Origin of the sequence: uncultured Roseibium sp. (genome assembly GCF_947494555.1) — a bacterium.
Classification (GTDB): Bacteria; Pseudomonadota; Alphaproteobacteria; order Rhizobiales; family Stappiaceae; genus Roseibium.
The window spans coordinates 119,587-139,534 of the sequence record NZ_CANLVF010000009.1; the positions used below are offsets into that span (position 1 = coordinate 119,587).

General features: G+C 55.6%; 17 protein-coding genes. 9 read left to right on the forward strand and 8 right to left on the reverse strand.

The annotated features are described in order from the left end of the window. Positions 1-6 precede the first annotated feature (6 nt). A complete protein-coding gene (locus tag Q0915_RS30490; RefSeq protein WP_299484109.1) occupies positions 7-1,260 on the reverse strand; it encodes a bifunctional 2-C-methyl-D-erythritol 4-phosphate cytidylyltransferase/2-C-methyl-D-erythritol 2,4-cyclodiphosphate synthase in 1,254 nt (417 codons plus the stop codon). A 227-nt stretch (positions 1,261-1,487) separates the two neighbouring features. On the opposite strand from Q0915_RS30490, the gene dusB reads away from it, so the two are divergent. From dusB to hflX, 9 genes are all read left to right on the forward strand, one after another. Beyond that, positions 1,488-2,435 (forward strand): tRNA dihydrouridine synthase DusB, encoded by a 948-nt coding sequence (gene dusB, locus Q0915_RS30495; RefSeq protein ID WP_299484144.1) that lies wholly within the window; start codon positions 1,488-1,490, stop codon positions 2,433-2,435. A 32-nt stretch (positions 2,436-2,467) separates the two neighbouring features. Continuing rightward, positions 2,468-3,583, forward strand: coding sequence for a nitrogen regulation protein NR(II) (locus Q0915_RS30500; protein ID WP_299484145.1), 1,116 nt, complete (start codon positions 2,468-2,470; stop codon positions 3,581-3,583). 2 nt (positions 3,584-3,585) lie between these two features. Continuing rightward, positions 3,586-5,025: a nitrogen regulation protein NR(I) gene (gene ntrC, locus Q0915_RS30505; protein WP_299484110.1), complete on the forward strand. Its 1,440-nt coding sequence runs from the start codon at positions 3,586-3,588 to the stop codon at positions 5,023-5,025. Between the two features lie 310 nt (positions 5,026-5,335). Further along, positions 5,336-7,600 carry a PAS domain-containing sensor histidine kinase gene (locus Q0915_RS30510; protein ID WP_299484111.1) on the forward strand — a complete coding sequence of 755 codons (2,265 nt, stop codon included), beginning with the start codon at positions 5,336-5,338 and terminating at the stop codon, positions 7,598-7,600. Next, a complete protein-coding gene (locus Q0915_RS30515; RefSeq protein WP_299484146.1) occupies positions 7,590-8,957 on the forward strand; it encodes a sigma-54 dependent transcriptional regulator in 1,368 nt (455 codons plus the stop codon). Before Q0915_RS30510 ends, Q0915_RS30515 begins: the two co-directional genes overlap by 11 nt. Before the next feature lie 50 nt (positions 8,958-9,007). Next, on the forward strand, positions 9,008-10,384 hold the full coding sequence (trkA, locus tag Q0915_RS30520) for a Trk system potassium transporter TrkA (protein WP_299484112.1): 1,377 nt from the start codon (positions 9,008-9,010) through the stop codon (positions 10,382-10,384). 103 nt (positions 10,385-10,487) lie between these two features. Continuing rightward, positions 10,488-11,351, forward strand: coding sequence for a D-amino-acid transaminase (locus Q0915_RS30525; RefSeq protein WP_299484113.1), 864 nt, complete (start codon positions 10,488-10,490; stop codon positions 11,349-11,351). A gap of 188 nt (positions 11,352-11,539) precedes the next feature. Further along, the gene (gene hfq, locus Q0915_RS30530; RefSeq protein WP_172670818.1) at positions 11,540-11,797 is read left to right on the forward strand and encodes an RNA chaperone Hfq; all 258 of its coding nucleotides are present in this window, start codon (positions 11,540-11,542) and stop codon (positions 11,795-11,797) included. Positions 11,798-11,917: 120 nt separating this feature from the next. Continuing rightward, positions 11,918-13,228: a GTPase HflX gene (gene hflX, locus Q0915_RS30535; RefSeq protein WP_299484147.1), complete on the forward strand. Its 1,311-nt coding sequence runs from the start codon at positions 11,918-11,920 to the stop codon at positions 13,226-13,228. 94 nt (positions 13,229-13,322) lie between these two features. On the opposite strand, the gene Q0915_RS30540 is transcribed toward hflX, so the two are convergent. The 7 genes from Q0915_RS30540 to Q0915_RS30570 all read right to left on the reverse strand — a co-directional run bounded on the left by Q0915_RS30540 (position 13,323) and on the right by Q0915_RS30570 (position 19,837). Next, on the reverse strand, positions 13,323-14,594 hold the full coding sequence (locus Q0915_RS30540; protein ID WP_299484114.1) for an MFS transporter: 1,272 nt from the start codon (positions 14,592-14,594) through the stop codon (positions 13,323-13,325). A gap of 91 nt (positions 14,595-14,685) precedes the next feature. Then, positions 14,686-15,387, reverse strand: coding sequence for a hypothetical protein (locus Q0915_RS30545; protein ID WP_299484115.1), 702 nt, complete (start codon positions 15,385-15,387; stop codon positions 14,686-14,688). Positions 15,388-15,490: 103 nt separating this feature from the next. After that, positions 15,491-16,324 carry a nucleoside triphosphate pyrophosphohydrolase gene (gene mazG / locus Q0915_RS30550; RefSeq protein WP_299484116.1) on the reverse strand — a complete coding sequence of 278 codons (834 nt, stop codon included), beginning with the start codon at positions 16,322-16,324 and terminating at the stop codon, positions 15,491-15,493. Between the two features lie 151 nt (positions 16,325-16,475). After that, positions 16,476-17,600 (reverse strand): ABC transporter permease, encoded by a 1,125-nt coding sequence (locus Q0915_RS30555; protein WP_299484117.1) that lies wholly within the window; start codon positions 17,598-17,600, stop codon positions 16,476-16,478. A gap of 29 nt (positions 17,601-17,629) precedes the next feature. Further along, positions 17,630-18,553 carry an ABC transporter permease gene (locus Q0915_RS30560; protein WP_299484118.1) on the reverse strand — a complete coding sequence of 308 codons (924 nt, stop codon included), beginning with the start codon at positions 18,551-18,553 and terminating at the stop codon, positions 17,630-17,632. Then, a complete protein-coding gene (locus Q0915_RS30565) occupies positions 18,550-19,026 on the reverse strand; it encodes a hypothetical protein (protein ID WP_299484119.1) in 477 nt (158 codons plus the stop codon). The genes Q0915_RS30560 and Q0915_RS30565 overlap by 4 nt, the downstream gene beginning before the upstream one ends. A gap of 19 nt (positions 19,027-19,045) precedes the next feature. Then, entirely contained in the window at positions 19,046-19,837 is a 792-nt protein-coding gene (locus Q0915_RS30570; protein ID WP_299484148.1) for an ABC transporter ATP-binding protein, read from the reverse strand. Positions 19,838-19,948: the final 111 nt, after the last annotated feature.

Sequence of the window (19,948 nt, forward strand, 5' to 3'; positions counted from 1 at the left end):
GCGGTTTCACTCATTTTCGGGAAACGGGAGGCGGACGGTCACGTTCGCCAAGGCTGCGATGCCTTCCTTACGACCTGTAAACCCCAGTCTTTCCGAAGTTGTTGCTTTGACTGAAACCCGGGATACCGGCAGTTCGCAGATTTGGGCCACTGAAGCTCGGATTTCAGCGCGATGCGGTCCTATCTTGGGTTCCTCGCATACGATCGTGACATCGATATGCGCAAGCCGGCCGCCAAGCTTTTTCACGCGCTCGATCGCATCAAACTGAAATCGGTCTGAAGAGGCACCCTTCCATTGCGGGTCGCTCGGTGGAAAGTGCTGGCCGATATCGCCATCGCCAATTGCGCCGAGGGTAGCATCGGTTATTGCGTGGAGGACGACGTCTGCATCCGAATGACCCTTGAGCTTCCTGATATGCGGAATCGCCACGCCGCCAAGCGTAACCTGATCGCCCTCGTCGAATGCATGTACGTCATAGCCGATCCCTGTCCGGATATCTTGAAGCTGAGACAGGGGATGATTGAGGGCAGGAGTATCTGTCATTAATGTAGCTTTTGCTTGCCGATTTGCTCGTTCGAGATCCGTTGCCGTCGTGATTTTGAAATTGGAGGGATCTCCGTCGCTCAGCTCCACACTCATTCCCGCCCATTCGGCCAATCCGGTATCGTCTGTGAAATCGACAATGCCTTCCGCAGCTGCTTTCGTGTGCGCTTCGAGAATGGCCTCAAACGGAAATGCCTGAGGGGTTTGTGCGGCCCAAAGACCGCGTCTGTCTATGGTTTCAAGCGGAGCGTCAGGCGCTTTCGACTTCTTGAGCGTGTCAGCGACAGGTACAGCTGCGAGAACTCCTTCGGCACCAGTGTCAAGCTTTTCAAAAAGAGTTTGCATCACTTCAATGGAGATGAATGGTCTCGCCGCGTCGTGGATGAAGACAAGGTCGCTGCCCGATTTGCGGAGCGTCCTCAAGCCTTCCAGTACCGATAGCTGTCGCGTTTTGCCGCCAAATGCAGTTTCCAAGTTGACGGATGTGTCCGGCAAAACCGCGTCCCTTGCCGCCGTTTTGTAGAGTTCAACATCGTCCGGATGGATGACGGTTACGATGGTTGAAATTCGGGGATGCGCTGCAAGTGCTTCCAGTGTATGTGACAACACCGGTCTTCCTGCGATGGACCGGTATTGTTTGGGCAGGGCCGTGCCAGAACCCGCCAGGCGCGTACCCCTTCCAGCCGCGACGACGAGAGCTGCTGCCGTTTTACCCATAGGCGGTCTCCTTGCGGGTTGGTTTGGCTTAAATCACTGATCGTCTTTAACGAACTTCCTATGCAAATCGCAATTTTAGACTTGTTGCGATGCAGAAATTGTCTACAATATAGGCAGATTGTATTTTGCACAGGTAATGAGCAGAAGAAGAGAGCCGCGTGCCGGAATTCAACAAACCACTTAAGATCGGGCCCCATCTGGTGCCCAATCGCGCTGTTCTCGCTCCGATGTCGGGTGTGACGGATCTGCCCTTTCGCAGGATCGCCGCACGCTATGGTGCCGGCATGGTGGTCAGCGAAATGGTCGCCAGCGAATCCTTTGTCAAAGGTGATGCCGAAACCCAGATGCGTGCTGAAGCGCAGAACTCCGGTCTTCATGTCGTCCAACTCGCAGGCAGGGAAGCGCGATGGATGGGGGAGGCCGCAAAGGTCATTGCCGATCTGGGTGCTGACGTCATCGACATCAATATGGGCTGCCCAGCGAAAAAGGTCACGTCCGGATATTCCGGGTCTGCCCTGATGCGGGATCTTGATCACGCGCTCACTTTGATAGAGGCAACTGTCGCTGCCGTCAGCGTTCCCGTGACCGTCAAAATGAGGCTGGGATGGGATGACAATTCCCTGAACGCTCCGGAGCTGGCGCGCCGCGCAGAAGCTGCCGGTGTTCAGTTGATCACGGTGCACGGACGGACCAGATGCCAGTTTTACAAGGGCAATGCCAACTGGCACGCGATCCGGAGCGTAAAGGAAGCCATCTCGATCCCCCTGATTGCCAATGGTGACTGCAAGGGTACTGAGGATGCTGAAAAAATGCTCGAAGCGTCCGGTGCGGATGGCGTCATGATCGGGCGAGGAGCGTATGGCCGGCCATGGCTTCCCGGGCAGATTGGACATTTCCTGGAAAACGGGAAGCTCCCGGACCCGCCGTCGAAAGCGGAGTTCTCGGATCTCGTTTCGGAACATTACGAGGCGATTCTCGGCCACTACGGCCAGACGCAGGGCGTCCGTATCGCGCGCAAGCACCTTGGTTGGTATCTGGACGTCGCTCAAACCCGCGCGGAATGCGTAATGCCGGGCATTGAGCGCAGGACGGTTATGACATCCGACCGTCCTGCCGAAGTTCTGAAGCTGGTCGCTGACTGGTTTGCAACATCAAACGAACGGATAGCTGCGTGAGCGACAAGACATCTGAGACTGGCCGTGCGGCCATGCTCGCGAGCGACGGACCTAGCATACTTGATGCGCTTCCGCATCCGGTGCTCCTGGTTGCGCCTGACGGCGTCATTGAGTCCGCAAACATGGCGGCAGAAATTTTCATGCGTTCGAGCGCCTCGGTTCTCAGGCGCCACCCGATCAGTGACTTTGTGCCATTTGGCAGCCCTCTGCTGACTCTGATCGAACAGGTCCGCGAGCGGGCTGCACCAGTGAACGAATACAAGGTGGATATTGGGTCGCCCCGCATTGGCGCGCCCAAAATGGTGGACATCAATGCTGCTCCTGTAGCCGATCGCCCGGGCGCCGTTGTGCTCATGTTCCAAGAACGCACAATGGCCGAAAAAATTGACCGGCAACTGACATCGCGGGGTGCTGCGAGAACCGTCACGAGTCTCGCTGCCATGCTAGCGCACGAAATCAAGAACCCTCTTTCGGGGATAAGGGGAGCGGCACAGCTGCTGGAGCAGTCGGTCGTAGACGATGACCGGTCACTCACGCGCCTGATCATGGATGAAACGGATCGGATCGTGAAGCTCGTGGACCGCATGGAGGTCTTTTCGGATGAGCGGCCGATCGAGCGCGAACCCGTGAATATTCACGTTGTCCTCGATCGTGTGAAGAGCCTTTCCGACAACGGTTTTGCGCGCAACAAACGGATTGTCGAGATCTATGACCCTTCGTTGCCTCCGGTCTTTGCCAACAAGGATCAGCTCATCCAGGTGTTTCTCAATCTGGTCAAGAATGCGAGCGAGGCAATCGGCGAAGATCCGGACGGCGAAATTCGAATCTCAACGGCGTTCCGCCCGGGGGTGCGCCTATCCGTTCCGGGTACCGAAGCACGGGTGAGCCTGCCGTTGGAGTTTTGCGTACAGGACAACGGCCCCGGTGTTCCGGACGATCTTTTGCCGCACCTGTTCGAGCCCTTTATCACCACAAAGACAAACGGCTCGGGACTGGGACTGGCGCTTGTTGCAAAGATCATTGGTGATCATGGCGGCGTTATTGAATGCGACAGTCAGCGAGAGCGCACAATTTTTCGAATTCTGATGCCCGCGTATGCAGGCGAATTGCAACCGGACACAGACAAGACAAGCCAGGGAACCGACTAACGATGCCGACAGGTACGATCCTTGTTGCAGATGATGATGCTGCCATTCGAACAGTGCTGAACCAGGCGCTTTCCAGGGCTGGTTACACGGTCCGGCTGACATCGAACGCCTCGACGTTATGGCGATGGGTTTCTTCCGGCGATGGCGACCTTGTCATTACCGACGTGGTCATGCCGGATGAGAATATCTTCGATGTCCTGCCGCGCATGAAAAAGATGCGGCCGGAATTGCCTGTGCTGGTGATGAGTGCCCAAAACACCTTCATGACCGCGATCAAGGCATCTGAAAAGGGTGCCTATGAGTATTTGCCCAAACCGTTTGATCTGAAGGAACTCACCAATATCGTCCAACGGGCGCTGGAAGAACCGAAGAAGCGGCCTGCGCTTGACATGGAAGATGCGGGTGAGGGGATGCCGCTCGTTGGCAGGTCTCCTGCGATGCAGGAGATTTACCGCATTCTGGCCCGGCTGATGCAGACTGATCTGACGGTGATGATCAATGGAGAGTCGGGTACGGGCAAGGAACTTGTCGCACGCGCTCTTCACGACTACGGCAAACGTCGCAACGGACCGTTTGTCGCCATCAATATGGCTGCCATTCCGCGGGACCTGATCGAAGCTGAATTGTTCGGGCACGAAAAAGGTGCATTTACCGGCGCTCAAAACAGAAGCTCCGGCCGTTTCGAACAAGCTGATGGTGGCACGCTGTTCCTTGACGAGATTGGCGATATGCCAATGGAGGCTCAAACGCGGCTCCTGAGGGTGTTGCAGCAGGGAGAGTACACCACTGTCGGAGGACGAACGCCGATCAAGACGGATGTTCGCATTGTTGCGGCAACCAACAAGGATCTCCGGCACCTGATCAATCAGGGCCTCTTCCGAGAGGATCTCTATTTCAGACTGAATGTCGTTCCGATCAGATTGCCGCCTTTGCGCGAACGCGTGGAAGATATTCCGGATCTGGTCCGGCATTTTTTCTCGCTTGTCGAGAAAGAGGGCCTGCAGGCGAAACAGATCGATCAGAGCGCGCTCAATATGTTGCGCCGCTATCGGTGGCCCGGCAACGTGCGCGAACTGGAAAATCTGGTCCGGCGGCTCGCCGCTCTCTACCCTCAGGACATTATCAGCGAAAGTCTGCTTGATCAGGAACTCAGCCAGCCAAGTGTCTCTTCTGCAAGTGAAGAATCCAATGAAAGCGTCAATCTCGGAGGGTCGGTCGAGAAATATCTGACTGGATATTTCGACACGTTTGGCGAAGCATTGCCGCCCCCCGGACTTTACCACCGCATTCTGCGTGAGGTGGAGTATCCGCTGATCAGCGCAGCGCTTGCGGCAACGCGCGGCAATCAGATCAAGGCGGCTGAACTTCTCGGCGTCAATCGAAACACCCTGCGCAAAAAGATCCGGGACCTGGATATCCAGGTGATGCGCTCGGCGCGCTGAGCGTCCGGATCAGGTTCTGGCCGAAACGTGGCCGCCGTCCAGGCCCTGGATTTCGGCGTTGTGATTGTTCGGGCAGAAATGTCCCCAGAAGGGGACTGAAATTCAGACTGCGTGGCATCGAATAGGATCGCGACCGCCTTTTTGGTTTTCACTACCTCTCGGAAATTTGAAACGACGGCTTAAATCGTCCACCGCAAAATTTCAGGCGACAGGCAAGTCTGTCGTAATTTCGCAACATTGTGTGATAAGTTTGCAGCAAATTTCGAAGCCGCCACCGTTTCTTGGCGGCGTACCTATCTTTTGAGGCTGCATGATACTGGAAACGGTTCAGCAATCTGTTGTGCAATCAAGCTCTTCAGGCAAGCTGTGGCGGCGGGCTGGTCTCGCTGTCATGGTTGTCGCTCTGATTTCTATTGCTGTGACCTTTTTCATTCTGATGGGGCTGACATCGATAGATCCGACGCGCGACGTCATCATGACGGCGATGGCCATCAATGGTGCGCTTGCCGCCGTCCTGTTGAGCGTTGTTTCAGTCGAGATCCTGAAGCTCTGGCAAGCCAGACGCCGTGGCCGGGCTGCAGCACGTCTCCACGTGCGCGTGGTCGCGCTCTTCAGTCTGGTTGCGGCGGTGCCTGCCGTCATGATGGCAATCCTTGCGGCCGTGACGCTTGACAGGGGTCTGGACCGATGGTTTGAGGACCGGACGCGCCAAATCATCGACAACGCGCTGACGGTCGCGCAGGCATACCTTCAGGAACACGCCAGAGTTCTGCGCGGCGATCTGATCGCCATGACGAAGGATATCGATCGCGCCAAGGCGATCTATGAATTCGAACCCACACGCTTCGATCAATTTTTCGCAACCCAGGTTTCGCTGCGCGGCATACTCGGAGCCATGATCCTGGACGAGAAAGGTGAGGTCGTAACCCGTGTCATTCTTGATCCGAATGCCCAGATCCCTTTGCCCCCCGCTGACAGCTTTTTCAAGGCCCAGTCCGGCGATCCCATACTGATCGCACCGGGCAGTTCCAATCTAGTCGGTGGCGTCATGAAGCTCTCCGCCTATGAGAATTTCTATCTTTATGCGGTGCGGGTGATTGATCCGCGCGTTGTTGAATATCTAAGGCTCGCGGAAACGGGTGCCTCGCAATATCAGCAAATGGAAAACAGCCGCTTCGGCGTTCAGATCGCTTTCGCATTCGTTTATCTCGGCGTCGCGCTGATCCTGCTGCTTTCTGCGATCTGGATCGGGTTCGGGTTTGCAAACCGATTGGTTTCGCCAATCAAGGTGTTGATCTCCGCGGCGGATGAAGTGGCGAAGGGCAATCTGGCCGTAAAAGTTCACACGGAAAAATCCGGCGGCGACCTTACAAACCTCGGCCTCACATTCAACAAGATGACCGGCCAGCTTCTTGGCCAAAGAGATGCGCTTCTTGCAGCGAACGAGCAGATCGATCGCCGCCGCAGGTTCAACGAGGCGGTGCTCTCGGGTGTGTCGACCGGTGTCATCGGTGTCGATGACGAAGCCTCTATCATGCTCATCAACCGATCGGCTCTGGAGCTGCTCCAGCTCGACGAGGTTCAGATCCTGAACAAGCATCTGAGTGAAGTCGTTCCGGAGCTTTCGGATTATATTGAAAGTGCATTGCAAAACGACACCGAAAAGCTGCCTGAAACTCAGGTTGAGGTAACAAGAGGCGGCCGCCTGAGAACGCTGAACGTCAGGATCACAAGTGAACAGTCCACGCGGCGCGAGCATGGCTTCGTGATCACGCTTGACGACATTACCGACCTCGTTTCCGCGCAGCGCAATTCGGCATGGGCCGATGTTGCACGGCGGATTGCCCATGAGATCAAGAACCCGCTGACCCCGATCCAGTTGTCGGCTGAGAGGATCAGACGGCGCTACGGCAAGCGGATCGAGGAAGACCGGCAGGTTTTCGATCAGTGTATCGATACGATTGTCCGCCAGGTCGGCGATATCGGGCAAATGGTGGACGAGTTTTCGTCTTTTGCCCGTATGCGCAAACCAAACAAGGTCTCGGGCGATCTGCGCGAGGCCGTCCGCGACGCGGCCTTCATGCAGTCGGTTGCTAATCCGGAGATCTCCGTCAGTGCCGATGTGCCAAGCGAACCTGTCAACGCGGTGTTCGATCCGAGGCTGGTCGGGCAGGCGCTGACGAATGTCGTAAAGAACGCAACCGAAGCCGTTGGTGCGCGCACCGGGGAGGATCTGCCGAAAGGGAGCGTCACGGTTCGTCTCTACGGGCAGGATGAAAACAACTCGGATCGCATCGTTGTCGATGTGATCGACAATGGCGTTGGGCTGCCTGAGGAAAACAGAAGCAGGTTGCTTGAGCCCTACATGACAACACGCGAAAAAGGGACAGGTCTCGGCCTCGCGATTGTCCGTAAAATTCTGGAAGACCATGGTGGCGGCGTCGAATTGCTCGATGCTCCCAAATCAACCCCTGACGAAACAGGCACTCTGGTGCGTTTGACCCTGGCAGCCCATGCCGAGATCGAGCCGGAGAGTGATGAACAAGAGCAAGCAGTTACAGCTCATGGCGCATGATATTCTTGTTGTAGACGACGAAACCGATATCCGGGAAATGATTGCAGGCATCCTGGATGACGATGGCTACGGAACGCGAACGGCACATGGTTCCGACAGCGCCCTAGCGGCGGTCAAGGAACGCAAGCCGTCTCTGGTGATCCTGGACATCTGGCTTCAGGGGAGCCGGCTTGACGGCCTGGCGCTGCTTGATGTCTTCAAGGAGATGGATCCGGATCTTCCGGTGGTGATCATCTCGGGCCACGGAAATATCGAAACGGCGGTCTCCGCGATCAAACGTGGTGCGTATGACTATATCGAAAAGCCGTTCAAGGCCGATCGTCTGATCCATATTGTCGAACGTGCCCTTGAAGCGTCCAGTCTGAAGCGGGAGGTCCGCGACCTCAAACAGCGGAGCGGCGAGACCAGCGAGATCATCGGTGGCTCCTCGGCAGCACACAACCTGCGTCTGACGATCCAGAAAATTGCGGGGACGAATAGTCGAATCCTGATCGTCGGGCCGTCCGGTGCCGGCAAAGAGCGCGCGGCACGGATGATCCACGATCAGTCACCGCGCACCAAGAGCCCGTTCGTTGTCCTGAATGCTGCGACAATAACGCCGTCCCGCATGGAAGAAGAGCTCTTCGGCATCGAAGACGAGAACGGAAATCTCAGAAAGATCGGAGCCCTGGAAGAAGCGCACGGCGGCACGCTTTATCTGGATGAAGTTGCCGATATGCCGGCGGAAACCCAAGGCAAGATACTGCGTGTTCTCGTTGAGCAGAGTTTTGCCCGTGTCGGCGGGACGCAAAAGGTGCAGGTCGACATCAGGATCTTGTCATCAACGTCGAAGAATCTCGAAGAACACATTGCATCGGGCCTTTTCCGTCAGGATCTTTATCACCGCTTGAGCGTCGTGCCGCTTCGGGTTCCCGGTCTGGCCGAACGCAGGGAAGACATTCCCGTGCTCGTCCATCATTTCATGGAGCAGATTTCGGGGGCATCGGGTATTCCGCTTCGGCCGATCGGGGACGATGCGATGGCGGTTCTGCAAACGCATGACTGGCCTGGAAACGTTCGCCAGCTGCGCAACAACGTCGAACGGCTGATGATTCTGAGCCGCGGAGAGCCGGACAGCACGATCACTGCGGACCTGCTGCCGGCTGAAATCGGCGAAACGCTTCCCAATCTGCCGACATCCGGAACAGGCGAACATCTGATGTCCGTTCCGCTTCGAGAGGCGCGGGAAATCTTTGAGCGCGAATACCTGCAGGCGCAGATCAAGCGGTTTGACGGCAATATCTCACGCACCGCCGAATTCGTCGGCATGGAGCGATCTGCGTTGCACCGAAAACTGAAAACCCTTGGAATGACATGAGAACGGTGAAACCCGGGCGTGCCATTGTCTAGCGGGAAAGGGGTATTCCCATGAAAATCGTCATTTGCGGTGCCGGTCAGGTCGGCTACGGCATTGCCGAGCGCCTTGCGGCGGAGCAAAACGATGTTTCGGTGATCGATTCCTCACCGCAACTGATCAATGCGATCGGTGACCAGCTGGACGTGCGCGGTTTTGTCGGACACGGCGCTCATCCCGACATTCTCGCGCAGGCGGGCGCGGAAGAAGCGGACATGATCGTCGCGGTCACGCTCTATGACGAGGTCAACATGGTTGCCTGCCAGGTGGCCCACTCCTTGTTCAATGTGCCGACCAAGGTTGCCCGCATTCGCGCCCAGTCCTATCTCCAGGGACGCTGGCGCAACCTGTTTTCCCGTGACAACATGCCAATCGACGTGATCATTTCGCCTGAAATCGAGGTAGGCGAAATGGTTCTGAGACGTCTGGCTTTGCCGGGCGCTGTCGAGACTGTCCGCTTTGCGGACGATCAGGTCGTTGTCGTCGGGATCATGTGTGAAGAGGATTGCCCGGTCGTCGACACGCCTCTCCGGCAGCTGACGGAACTCTTTCCCGATCTGGGTGCGGTGGTTGTCGGGCTCTACCGGAACAATCGGCTGTTCGTACCTAAAAGCAGCGATTCAATCCTGACAGGCGACCTGGCCTATGTCGTTGCGCGGCGCGACCAGGTGCGCAGAACCCTCAGCATCTTCGGTCACGAGGAACCGGAAGCCGCCAAGGTTATCATCGCCGGCGGCGGCAATATCGGACTTTATGTTGCCAAAGCTCTTGAACAGCGCCAAACGGGCACAAAAATCAAGCTGATCGAGGCGTCGCGTGAACGGGCCATGTCTGTCGCCGACGATCTCAAGCGTTCCGTTATTCTGCACGGCAGTGCCCTGGACCAGATCATCCTAAACGAGGCCGATGCGGGTGACGCAGACACGATGGTTGCGCTCACCAATGAGGACGAGGTGAACATTTTGTCGTCCGTCATGGCCAAGAAGCTTGGCTGCAGGCGTTCCCTGTCGCTTCTGAACAATCCGAGTTATCCCGCATTTGCCAACGCGCTCGGGATCGATGCATTCATCAATCCGCGTGCCGTGACGATTTCCCGCATCCTGCAGCATGTGCGTCGTGGCCGCATCCGGGGTGTTCATTCCCTGCAGAACGGCGCTGCCGAAATTGTCGAGGCGGAAGCGCTCGACACCTCTCCGTTGGTGGGTAAGCCATTGCGTGTGATCGATCTGCCGTCCGGTATCCGTGTCGGAGCGGTCTTTCGGGGCGGCGAAGTCCTCACTCCGAACGGGGAGCTTCAAATTCAGGCCCAGGATCGGATCGTCATTTTTGCAGTGGCGAACCGCGTCAGGCAGGTTGAGCAAATGTTCCGGGTCAGTCTTGACTTTTTTTAGGGCTATTTGTGTCTTTTCTGACCTTGCAAATAGCTGACCGAACGTTCAAAACTGCGTAAAAGGCCAGTTGACTGGCTTGGTTTGTATTTCGTCTGGAGGGCTCATGAGCCGGATCGCCTATGTCAACGGCCAGTATGTGCGGCATGCCGATGCTGCGGTGCACGTGGAAGACCGTGGCTATCAGTTTGCCGATGGTGTCTATGAGGTCTGCGAAGTCTGGCGGGACAATATTGTCGACATGCCTCGACATCTGGACCGGCTCGGCAGGTCGTTAAGCGAACTCCAGATCGACTGGCCGATGTCACGAAGCGCTGTTGTGTTCGTGTTGCGGCAGGTTGTTCGGCGCAATCGGGTGATAAACGGGCTTGTCTATATTCAGGTGACACGCGGTGTTGCCAAGCGAGACCACTTTTTCCCATCCGAAGATGTCGCGCCCTCTATCGTCGTAACGGCGAAGTCGACAAATCCGGGTGCGGCTGAAACGCAAGCCGAAAAGGGAATTGCCGTCGTCAGCTATCCGGAAAACAGATGGCCCCGCGTCGATATCAAGACAGTGGCACTTTTACCAAATGTGCTGGCCAAACAGCATGCTAAGGAAAACGGCGGGAAGGAAGCTTGGTACATCGACCAGGACGGCAACGTCACTGAAGGTGGATCGACCAACGCCTGGATTGTGACGAAGGACGGCGCACTTGTGACACGGCCCGCTGAAAGCGGGATCCTCCGGGGGATTACCCGCGCGGTTGTGCTTGACCTTGTTCAACGAGAAGGGCTGACCTTTGAAGAAAGGCCGTTTAGTCTGGAAGAAGCCTTTGAAGCAAAGGAAGCATTTGTCACCGCAGCGTCAACTTTGGTAATGCCGGTGACGCGGGTCGATGGCAAAATTATCGGCAATGGGCACCCAGGATCTGTCGCAACCCGATTGCGCGAACTGTTCCATACTGCTACTGATTTGCAGACGGCATGATTCGATTGGCCAAAATTGGCCGTATGAATGGTACTGAAAGAGCAGTGGCAGACTGGTCTTTCTGGTGGGCAATACAAAAAGCGGGCAGTTCGTCAAACCTTAGCGTTTGAAATTGAAGAGCTTTTGACGGTAAGCTGCCGATACGCCGGATGCTCGGCCGCATCCGGGGATTTAACAGGATAAAAAGACTGATGGCTGAGCGCGCACAAAATCTCCAAGACACTTTCCTTAATCACGTTCGCAAACAAAAAACTCCTCTGACAATTTTTCTCATTAACGGTGTGAAATTGCAGGGTGTCGTGACCTGGTTTGACAATTTTTGCGTCCTTCTTCGCCGCGACGGGCATTCTCAGCTTGTTTACAAGCATGCGATTTCCACAATTATGCCAAACGGTCCTGTTCAACTGTTCGATCAGGCTGAGGAAAACGCTGAAAAGGCTGGCTGATTGAAACCGAAGTCTCGCGCAGACGATTTTTCAAAATCAAATGGTGGCGAAGAACCGGGGCAAAAAACACTCAGAATAAAAGAGACTGGGGTGGACCGGCTGCCCCAACCCTTTCGTGCGATGATCATCGAGCCGATCCTGCAGCTTCGGGGCGAAGCAGGTCAGCAGGATTTGCGTGGCAACCGAAGTCCGGAAGCGCGCCTTGATGAAGCGATCGGCTTGAGTGCTGCGATTAATCTGGAAATCCTGCATTCGGGCGTCGTCAAGGTGAACAACCCGAAGCCTGGAACCTTGTTTGGTGAGGGAAAAGTCTCAGAACTCGCCGGCATAGTCGCGAGCGAGGACCTGGATCTCGTTGTCATCGATCATGCGCTCTCACCGGTTCAGCAACGAAACCTTGAGCGCAGGCTGCATACCAAGGTCATTGACCGGACGGGTCTCATCCTGGAAATTTTCGGCGACAGGGCTCGCACGAAGGAAGGGCGGCTTCAGGTCGATCTCGCCCACCTGACATGGCAGAAAAGCCGCCTGGTTCGGTCATGGACGCACCTGGAGCGCCAGCGAGGCGGCGCAGGGTTCATGGGCGGTCCCGGCGAAACACAGATTGAAGCCGACCGCCGCCAGATCCAGGACCGTATCATCGCCCTGCAGAAACAGCTTGAGAGCGTCAGACGCACACGCGAACTGCATCGGAAAAAACGTAAGAAGATCCCTCAGCCCGTTGTCGCCCTTGTTGGCTATACAAACGCAGGAAAATCCACGCTGTTCAATCGGCTGACAGCGTCGGAAGTCTTCGCGAAGGACCTCTTGTTTGCAACGCTGGATCCGACGCTTCGAAAAGTTACCCTGCCGCATGGCAAGGACGTCATTCTCTCAGACACGGTCGGTTTCATTTCGGACTTGCCGACGCATCTTGTGGCTGCCTTTCGCGCCACGCTGGAAGAGGTGTTGGAAGCTGATCTTATCCTTCACATCCGCGATATTTCCCATCCAGACACAGATGCACAAGCTGAAGACGTGAAGAAGACGTTAGAAGAGCTTGGTGTGGATGCGCAGACGGGTGCACCGATCATCGAGGTCTGGAACAAGGTCGACTGCCTCGACGCGGCATACCGGGAAAAGCTGCTCGAAGAGGTGTCAGGTGATGGACCGGTTTCTGTCTCCGCTCTCACCGGAGCAGGTGTGGATCAGCTTTCCGCCAGGATTGATGCATTCATCGCACAGCACGACGATATCTTGAGCGTCCGGTTGCCCGTCTCCGATGGCGCGCTTTTGGCCAGGCTCTATCAGATGTCCGAAGTGCTTGAACGCAGCGATACGGAAGAATTCGTGATCGCCGATGTGCGCGTATCGGATAAGCAGCGCGGGCCTTTTCGGGATCAGTTTTCGGAATTTGTACTTCCTGATGAACCGGAAGAACAGGTGGAATGAGGACGTCGCCGGAGCTTTAAAGACGCGATACCGGTGCCAGGCATCCTGATTATTTGATATTGAGAGTCAGATTGGGCCGTCGAGGGAGCGCTCGCTACGAACCTTTTCCCTTCTGAGGCTTTTCAGTCAGGATCATGCTGACGATAGCTGCAATAACACTTGCAATCGTGATGAAGATGATGGCCCAGACAGTCTCATGGAGATGCGCGATCGCAGCGAGTGCCGTCGACAAGACGATCATCGCAATACGCACGAAGGACCGGGCAACAGCGATCCCGTTCACGCGCTGGTCTTTTGGTGCGATATCCATGTAGTAGAGACTGAGCACCGCTATGATGCCTCTCACGGCGACTGTAACAACGAAGATCGCGACCGCGTGGATCCTGACATCGTGGTCGATATCGTAAATGTGCAGGATCGCAAGGGTCAGGCCGGCGACGCCGATCATCAGTGCGCTCGTCATCATCACAAAGCGATGTGAGATGCTGTTCAGAGCGCCCCATAGAGGGCCTGCAACGATGTATCCGAGCGCATAGGATATGATGAGAGCTGTAAGCCCCTTGTTTGAGGTGTGATGCGCCTCAGCGGAAATAAGCGAAAAGAATGGAACCGATAGGACAACGCTCGCAAAAACCAGCCGCAAGGCGATGAATTTGCGGAACCATCCGTGCTGCATCATCTTGAAGACGTTGGAAACATAATTCGACACCGCCTTCAGCGGAGAGCGAATAGGTCCGTCTTTGCGTGGAGATCTCGGAGCCAGATCCTGAACGGCTATGAGAGCGAATGCCGAAAGAGTGAAACATGTGATGCCGATTGCGACGAAGATCGAGTGCCGGTTTACGGGAAGCAATTCAAGCGTCAACTCGTGCGCGATCCAGGTGAGCGCGACCGCGATACTGCCTCCCAGTGCCATTTGCACGTATTTCAGTGTCAGTCTCGACTTGGAGGCGAGATTGTCACTGATAAAGTCCGTCAGCAGCAATTGTTGAAACTCGTCGATCATGCCCATCACGAAGACGCAGACGACAAAAACCACCATCGTTTGAGATTTGCTGCCAAAGAGCACGGCAACGATGGTTGCACCGAAACACACCGCGAGGGCTATGTCAGCCAGAGACAGCGCCAGTTTGCGGTTGCGGATCCTGGTGATCGCATCGAACAGGAAAATGTCGGTCAGTGAACTGGCCAATTGCCTTATGGACACCAGCGCACCCACCATGAACACCGGCATTCCAAGAGAAACTGCAAGAAACGTCAGGACTATGGACGGGCTCGCCATCATCCAGGCTGCCGTTGCCAGAGTGCTCTGTCCGGCTAGAACAGGAAGATTTCGTTTTTCCGAACTGTCGTAGTGAACGGTCATGCAGCTGTCAGGATCCCTTTGGACTCCTGAGGTAGCAAACAAGTGCGGTTTTTGAAACTGCTTGGCTGTCAAAATCAACAACGCTGCGGCTTTACCGGGCCGGGTTGTTTTTCAGCAACCCGTTCAAAAGGTTCATCCGCCGCTCATAACCTTCGGATTTGAAGAGCGCGAGCACCAAAGGCAGGCGTTCAAGGATCCTGGGGTTGGGATCTATCCCGTTCAACGACAATCGCTTGGCGATGTGAAACAGCACCTCCGGGTCCGCCAGTGCAGCTTCAACACGCCCGGCCGCCAGTATGCGGGCGAGATCTTCCTCGTTCTCCGTTCCGTCTTCAGGCTGGTAATGACGGTAGATCTGGCGCTGGATATCAGGCGGATAGACGTGGCTCGCGACAAATCCGATGCGATAGTTCTCAAAGAGAAGATCAAGCCCGGACCATTCAAGTGTTGTCTCTTCCCGTTTGATGACGCCGACTTTTGAAAAGGTCACCGGATGTGTCGTTGCGAACTCCTCGCAGACATCTTGCTCCCGGGCAGGGAAATATCCCACATAGTCGGCGGAGGCCGCGATCGATTGCGCCCGTGACCAGGGCATAAATTCAACCACCAGCGTAATACCTGCGTTGCTCAGAATAGAGCGCAGCTTTTCAATCGCGCGGCCGTTTTCAGGAAGGTGCGCACCGGCATAAGGCGGCCATTCCGGACTTGCGATTTTCCAGGTCTCCGCATTTACAGACGTGGCCGCAAAACTGATTGCGAAAAACCAGTAGGACAGAAACCGAATCAAGCGCATGAACAATCCTGTCAATCAACTGCAACCAGTATTACACTGTTATGCCGCTACGGAACAGGTATTTGTTTTAAACTGTTTTCTTTCAGTTATTTAAATACGCAACCTATTTGCTATTTTTGATTGTCTTTGCGCTTTGCCAGGCCGCTTCCATTTGCTCCAGGCTCATGCTTTCCAACGTTGTGCCAGTTTCTGCAGCCTGTGTTTCGATTGCAGCAAACCGGCGCCTGAATTTTCTGTTTGTGCGCCTAAGGGCTTCTTCAGGATCGATGTCGAGATGCCGCGCCAGGTTGGCAAGCGCAAAGAGGGTATCCCCGAGTTCGTCCTCGATGCGATCCTTGTCCGGGCCGTCCTTTGAAAGTTCTTCGTCGAGTTCATGGGTTTCTTCACGAATTTTGTCGAGGACCAGTCTGGGATCGTTCCAGTCGAAGCCGACTTTCGAAGCCCGGCGCTGCAGCTTGTCGGCTTCCTGAAGCGCGGGGAATGCGGTCGGAACATCGTCCAGAAATTTCTTGCGCTCGTCCGTTAGACCAAGCGCCTGCCGTTCCGCCAGCTTCTCGGCTTTTTCTTCGGCCTTGATCCGTTCCCATATTCCCTTGACGTGTTCTGCCTTTTCGCCGTGTTCATCGCCAAAGACATGCGGATGCCGGCGGATCATCTTCTTTGTGACGCCCTCGACCACGTCACCAAAATCAAAGTGATCGTCTTCGGATGCCATCTGTGCGTGATAGACAACCTGTAACAACAGATCGCCGAGTTCCTCACGCAGATCGAGCATGTCGTTCTTGGCAATCGCGTCGGCGACTTCGTAGGCCTCCTCCAGGGTAAAGGGCGCGATCGTTTCGAAGGACTGCTCCAGATCCCAGGGGCAGCCCGTTACCGGTGTTCGCAGGGCGGCCATGATTTCAATAAGGCGGGAAATGTCACGGCTGGGAGTCATGAAGGCGCTTTTCCAATCTGCTTGTCATTCCTGCGAAGGCAGGAATCCAGTAGCCCGTGGCGAGGAAGATGCTGCTGATCAACGGCAAATCGACTGCTGGATCCCGGACTATGCCTTTTGGCATATCCGGGACGACAAGTGGAGAGGCAAATTAGCCTCTGATCGATGGATGCCAGAAGGTTACATATCGTTCGATCAGCGCAACAAGTCCGTAAAACAACATCCCTGCCAGGGCTGCAACGGCAATCTCCGCCCACACCAGATCCAAATCCATGCTTCCAACTGCTGTTGAAATCCGGAACCCCATTCCAGAAATCGGAGAGCCGAAAAACTCAGCGACGATGGCGCCGATAAGGGCGAGCGTTGTGTTTATCTTCAGTGCGTTGAATATGAAGGGCATTGCCATCGGCAGGCGCAGTTTCAAGAGGGTTTGCCAGTAGTCGGATGCATAGGTGCGCATCAAGTCGCGCTGCATGACCTCTGAAGCTGCGAGGCCCGTGACCGTGTTCACCAGCATCGGGAAGAAGGTCATGATTACGACAACGGCCGCCTTGGACGGCCAGTCGAAGCCGAACCACATGACCATGATGGGGGCAACGCCGATGATTGGCAGCGCGGAGACCAGGTTTCCGATAGGGAGTAAACCCCGGCGCAAGAAAGGCGTCCGGTCGACCAGAATGGCCACAAGGAATGCCGATCCGCAGCCAATGGCATACCCGATCAGAACGGCTTTCAGGAATGTCTGTTGGAAATCGGTCCAGAGAATGTCGAGCGAAGAGCTTAGTCTGAGCCAGATTTCAGACGGCGAGGGCAGGAGCGCATTTGAGATGCCGACACCGGGTTTGCCTGCACCTGTCACGATCAGCTCCCAGAGGACAAGGAGCGTTGCACCGAACACCGCAGGAATGGCGAGGAAAAGAAGTCGTTTGGCGACAGGTGACTGTACCTGCCAGGATGCCAGCCGTTCCACAAAGAGCCAGGCCGCCGCCCAGGTTGCGGCGGTAAGCGCCCAGAATCCGGCGGAGGCCGTCCCAACGTGAAGCCGGACCGTGGCGATCAATAGCCAGGCTGCAAGCATGGCTACCAAACCAAGGGCAATGTCGCCGACGCGGTTGCGCATGAAACCGAGTTCGTAACGCACCCCGGCAATGGCCAGGATCACCAGACAGATCGCAAGACGCGGAAGATCCATTATGTGAAAGTCCGGGTCGAAAATCGGGCTGAACAAGCCAAAGACGACCATGGCGACCAAAAACCAGGCCAGTATGGAGGCCATGTCAAATCTTCTCCGGACGGCGGGTTCGCTCATCTCGATAGCCCCATGCGTTTCAGCGTGAGTTTTTCGGTAAGCCCGATCAGGGCAACGAGGCTTCCTGCAAGGAATGCGGCCATGAAGAGGGCCGACCAGATCTGGATGGTCTGGCCGTAATAAGAGCCGGCGAGGAGGCGCGCACCCAGACCCGCAACGGCGCCTGTCGGCAGTTCGCCGATAATCGCCCCCACAAGTGAGGCGGCCATGCCGATCTTCATGGAGGTGAAGAGATAGGGAAGCGCATAGGGCAGACGTAGCTTCCAGAAAGTCTGGAAACGTGACGCCGAATAAGTGTGCATCAGGTCCATGTGAATGACTTCAGGCGACCGCAGCCCTTTCACCATGCCGACGGTGACCGGGAAGAACGAAAGATATGTCGATATGAGTGCCTTGGGCAGCAGCCCCGTAATTCCGCTGTTCCCCAGAACAACAATGATCATGGGCGCGATCGCGAGGACCGGGATTGTCTGAGAAGAGATGACCCAGGGCATCAGAGATTTCTCAAGAACGCCCGAATGTACGATCCCGACGGCGAGCAGGATGCCCAGCGACGTGCCGATGAAAAACCCGAGAAGTGTCGTGGAGAGCGTGATCGTCGAATGATGGATGAGCGAGCGCTTTGAGGTGATCTTCTTTTCGACGGTCGTCTTCCAGAGTTCGACGGCAACCTGATGCGGTGCGGGAAGTTTTGGCCGCTCCTGGGCAAGCGTATCGCCAATGAATTCGACGAGCGGTACGTCTGTTCGTCCGGCGCGCTCATACGTGTCCTGCTGAAAGGCCGCATTCAGGGCGATGGCTCCCAAGTACCATATGGCGATGATCGCAAGCACAACGACAACAACAGGCCCGGCGGTACCGGACATGAGACCAGCAAAGGGACTGAGACTGCGGGGCGAGGAGAGAGCAGTATCTGTCATGCGGCTACATTCCTCCCTAGTTGTTCAGAAACGGCGTCGTAAAGCCACTTTGCCTCAGTGTCTTCCAGGTTTTTTGCGAGTGTGACGGCGTTGTTGTTAAACCTAAAAACGATCGAGCTTTGGTCCGAGTTGCCATAGTGAGTCTTGCGCAAGTCTTTGATTTTATCCCAATCCCAGCAGTCGTAATTCCGAACTAGCGTGGTAAAGCTGAACTCTCTTCTTAACTCATTTCCCAGTCGTATCCTGGTTTTTGCAAATGCAGTCCAAAACACCATCAGGGAATAAAAAGCAAGAATTGCCGATAAATAAATAGCAGATCTGTTTGATTTACCATCCGTATCATAATAAAGAAAGGAAAGTAATGGTGTAAAAATTGTTATTGAGTAGACAAAGTGAATTGTTTTGTATCTCGGGCGAAGAGAAAATATTGTTTCTTCTCTCATTAGTTTCTCGGGCTTTGGTTCTTCACTCACTTGGATTATCTCAACCTTCTCAATCCTCATAGGAATGCCCCGCCCTGAGCCCATCACGAACCCTGTGTGCAATTTTCAGAAACTCAGGTGACTCACGGATGTCCAGATCCCTTTGGCGAGGCAGGTCGCTTTCGATGACATCGTAGATGCGGCCCGGGCGCGGGCAGAGCACCACGATCTTCGTGGACAGGAACACGGCCTCCGGAATGGAGTGCGTCACGAAGACCACTGTCTTGTTGGTCTTCGCCCAGAGTTCCAGGAGCTGCACGTTGAGGTGATCGCGAACGATTTCGTCGAGTGCGCCGAACGGCTCATCCATCAGGAGGAGATCCGGTTCGACCGCAAGCGCGCGCGCGATGGATGCGCGTTGCTGCATGCCGCCAGAGAGTTGCCAAGGGAACTTCTGCTCAAAGCCTGCCAGATTGACGAGTTCCATGTTCCGCGCAATGCGCTGTTGCTGCTCTGCCCTGGAAAGGCCCATGATCTCCAGCGGCAACGCGACATTCTTTGCGATGGTGCGCCAGGGATAAAGCGCGGCAGCCTGAAAGACATACCCGTAAGCTCGCTTGAGCCGCGCTTCTTCGGGAGAAACACCATTGACGGTGATGCTGCCGGCGGTCGGTTGCTCGAGGTCGGCGATCACCCGCAGCAAAGTGGTTTTGCCGCAGCCGGACGGCCCGATGAAGGAGACGAAGTCGCCTTGGTCAATTTTCAGGTCGATTTCAGACAGGGCGTGGACCGGGCCGTCATTGGTCTGGAAGGTCAGGGACAGTTTGTCGATGTCGATGACGCGCTTGGCCTCTTCCTTCATTGCATCATCCAGTCCGTCTTCGATTTCAGCGGCGGTCAACATTCTCTTACCTGATGCCTTTTTTCAATTTTTACCCGAGCCAGGTGCGATGCCGGGCCGGTCTATGACACA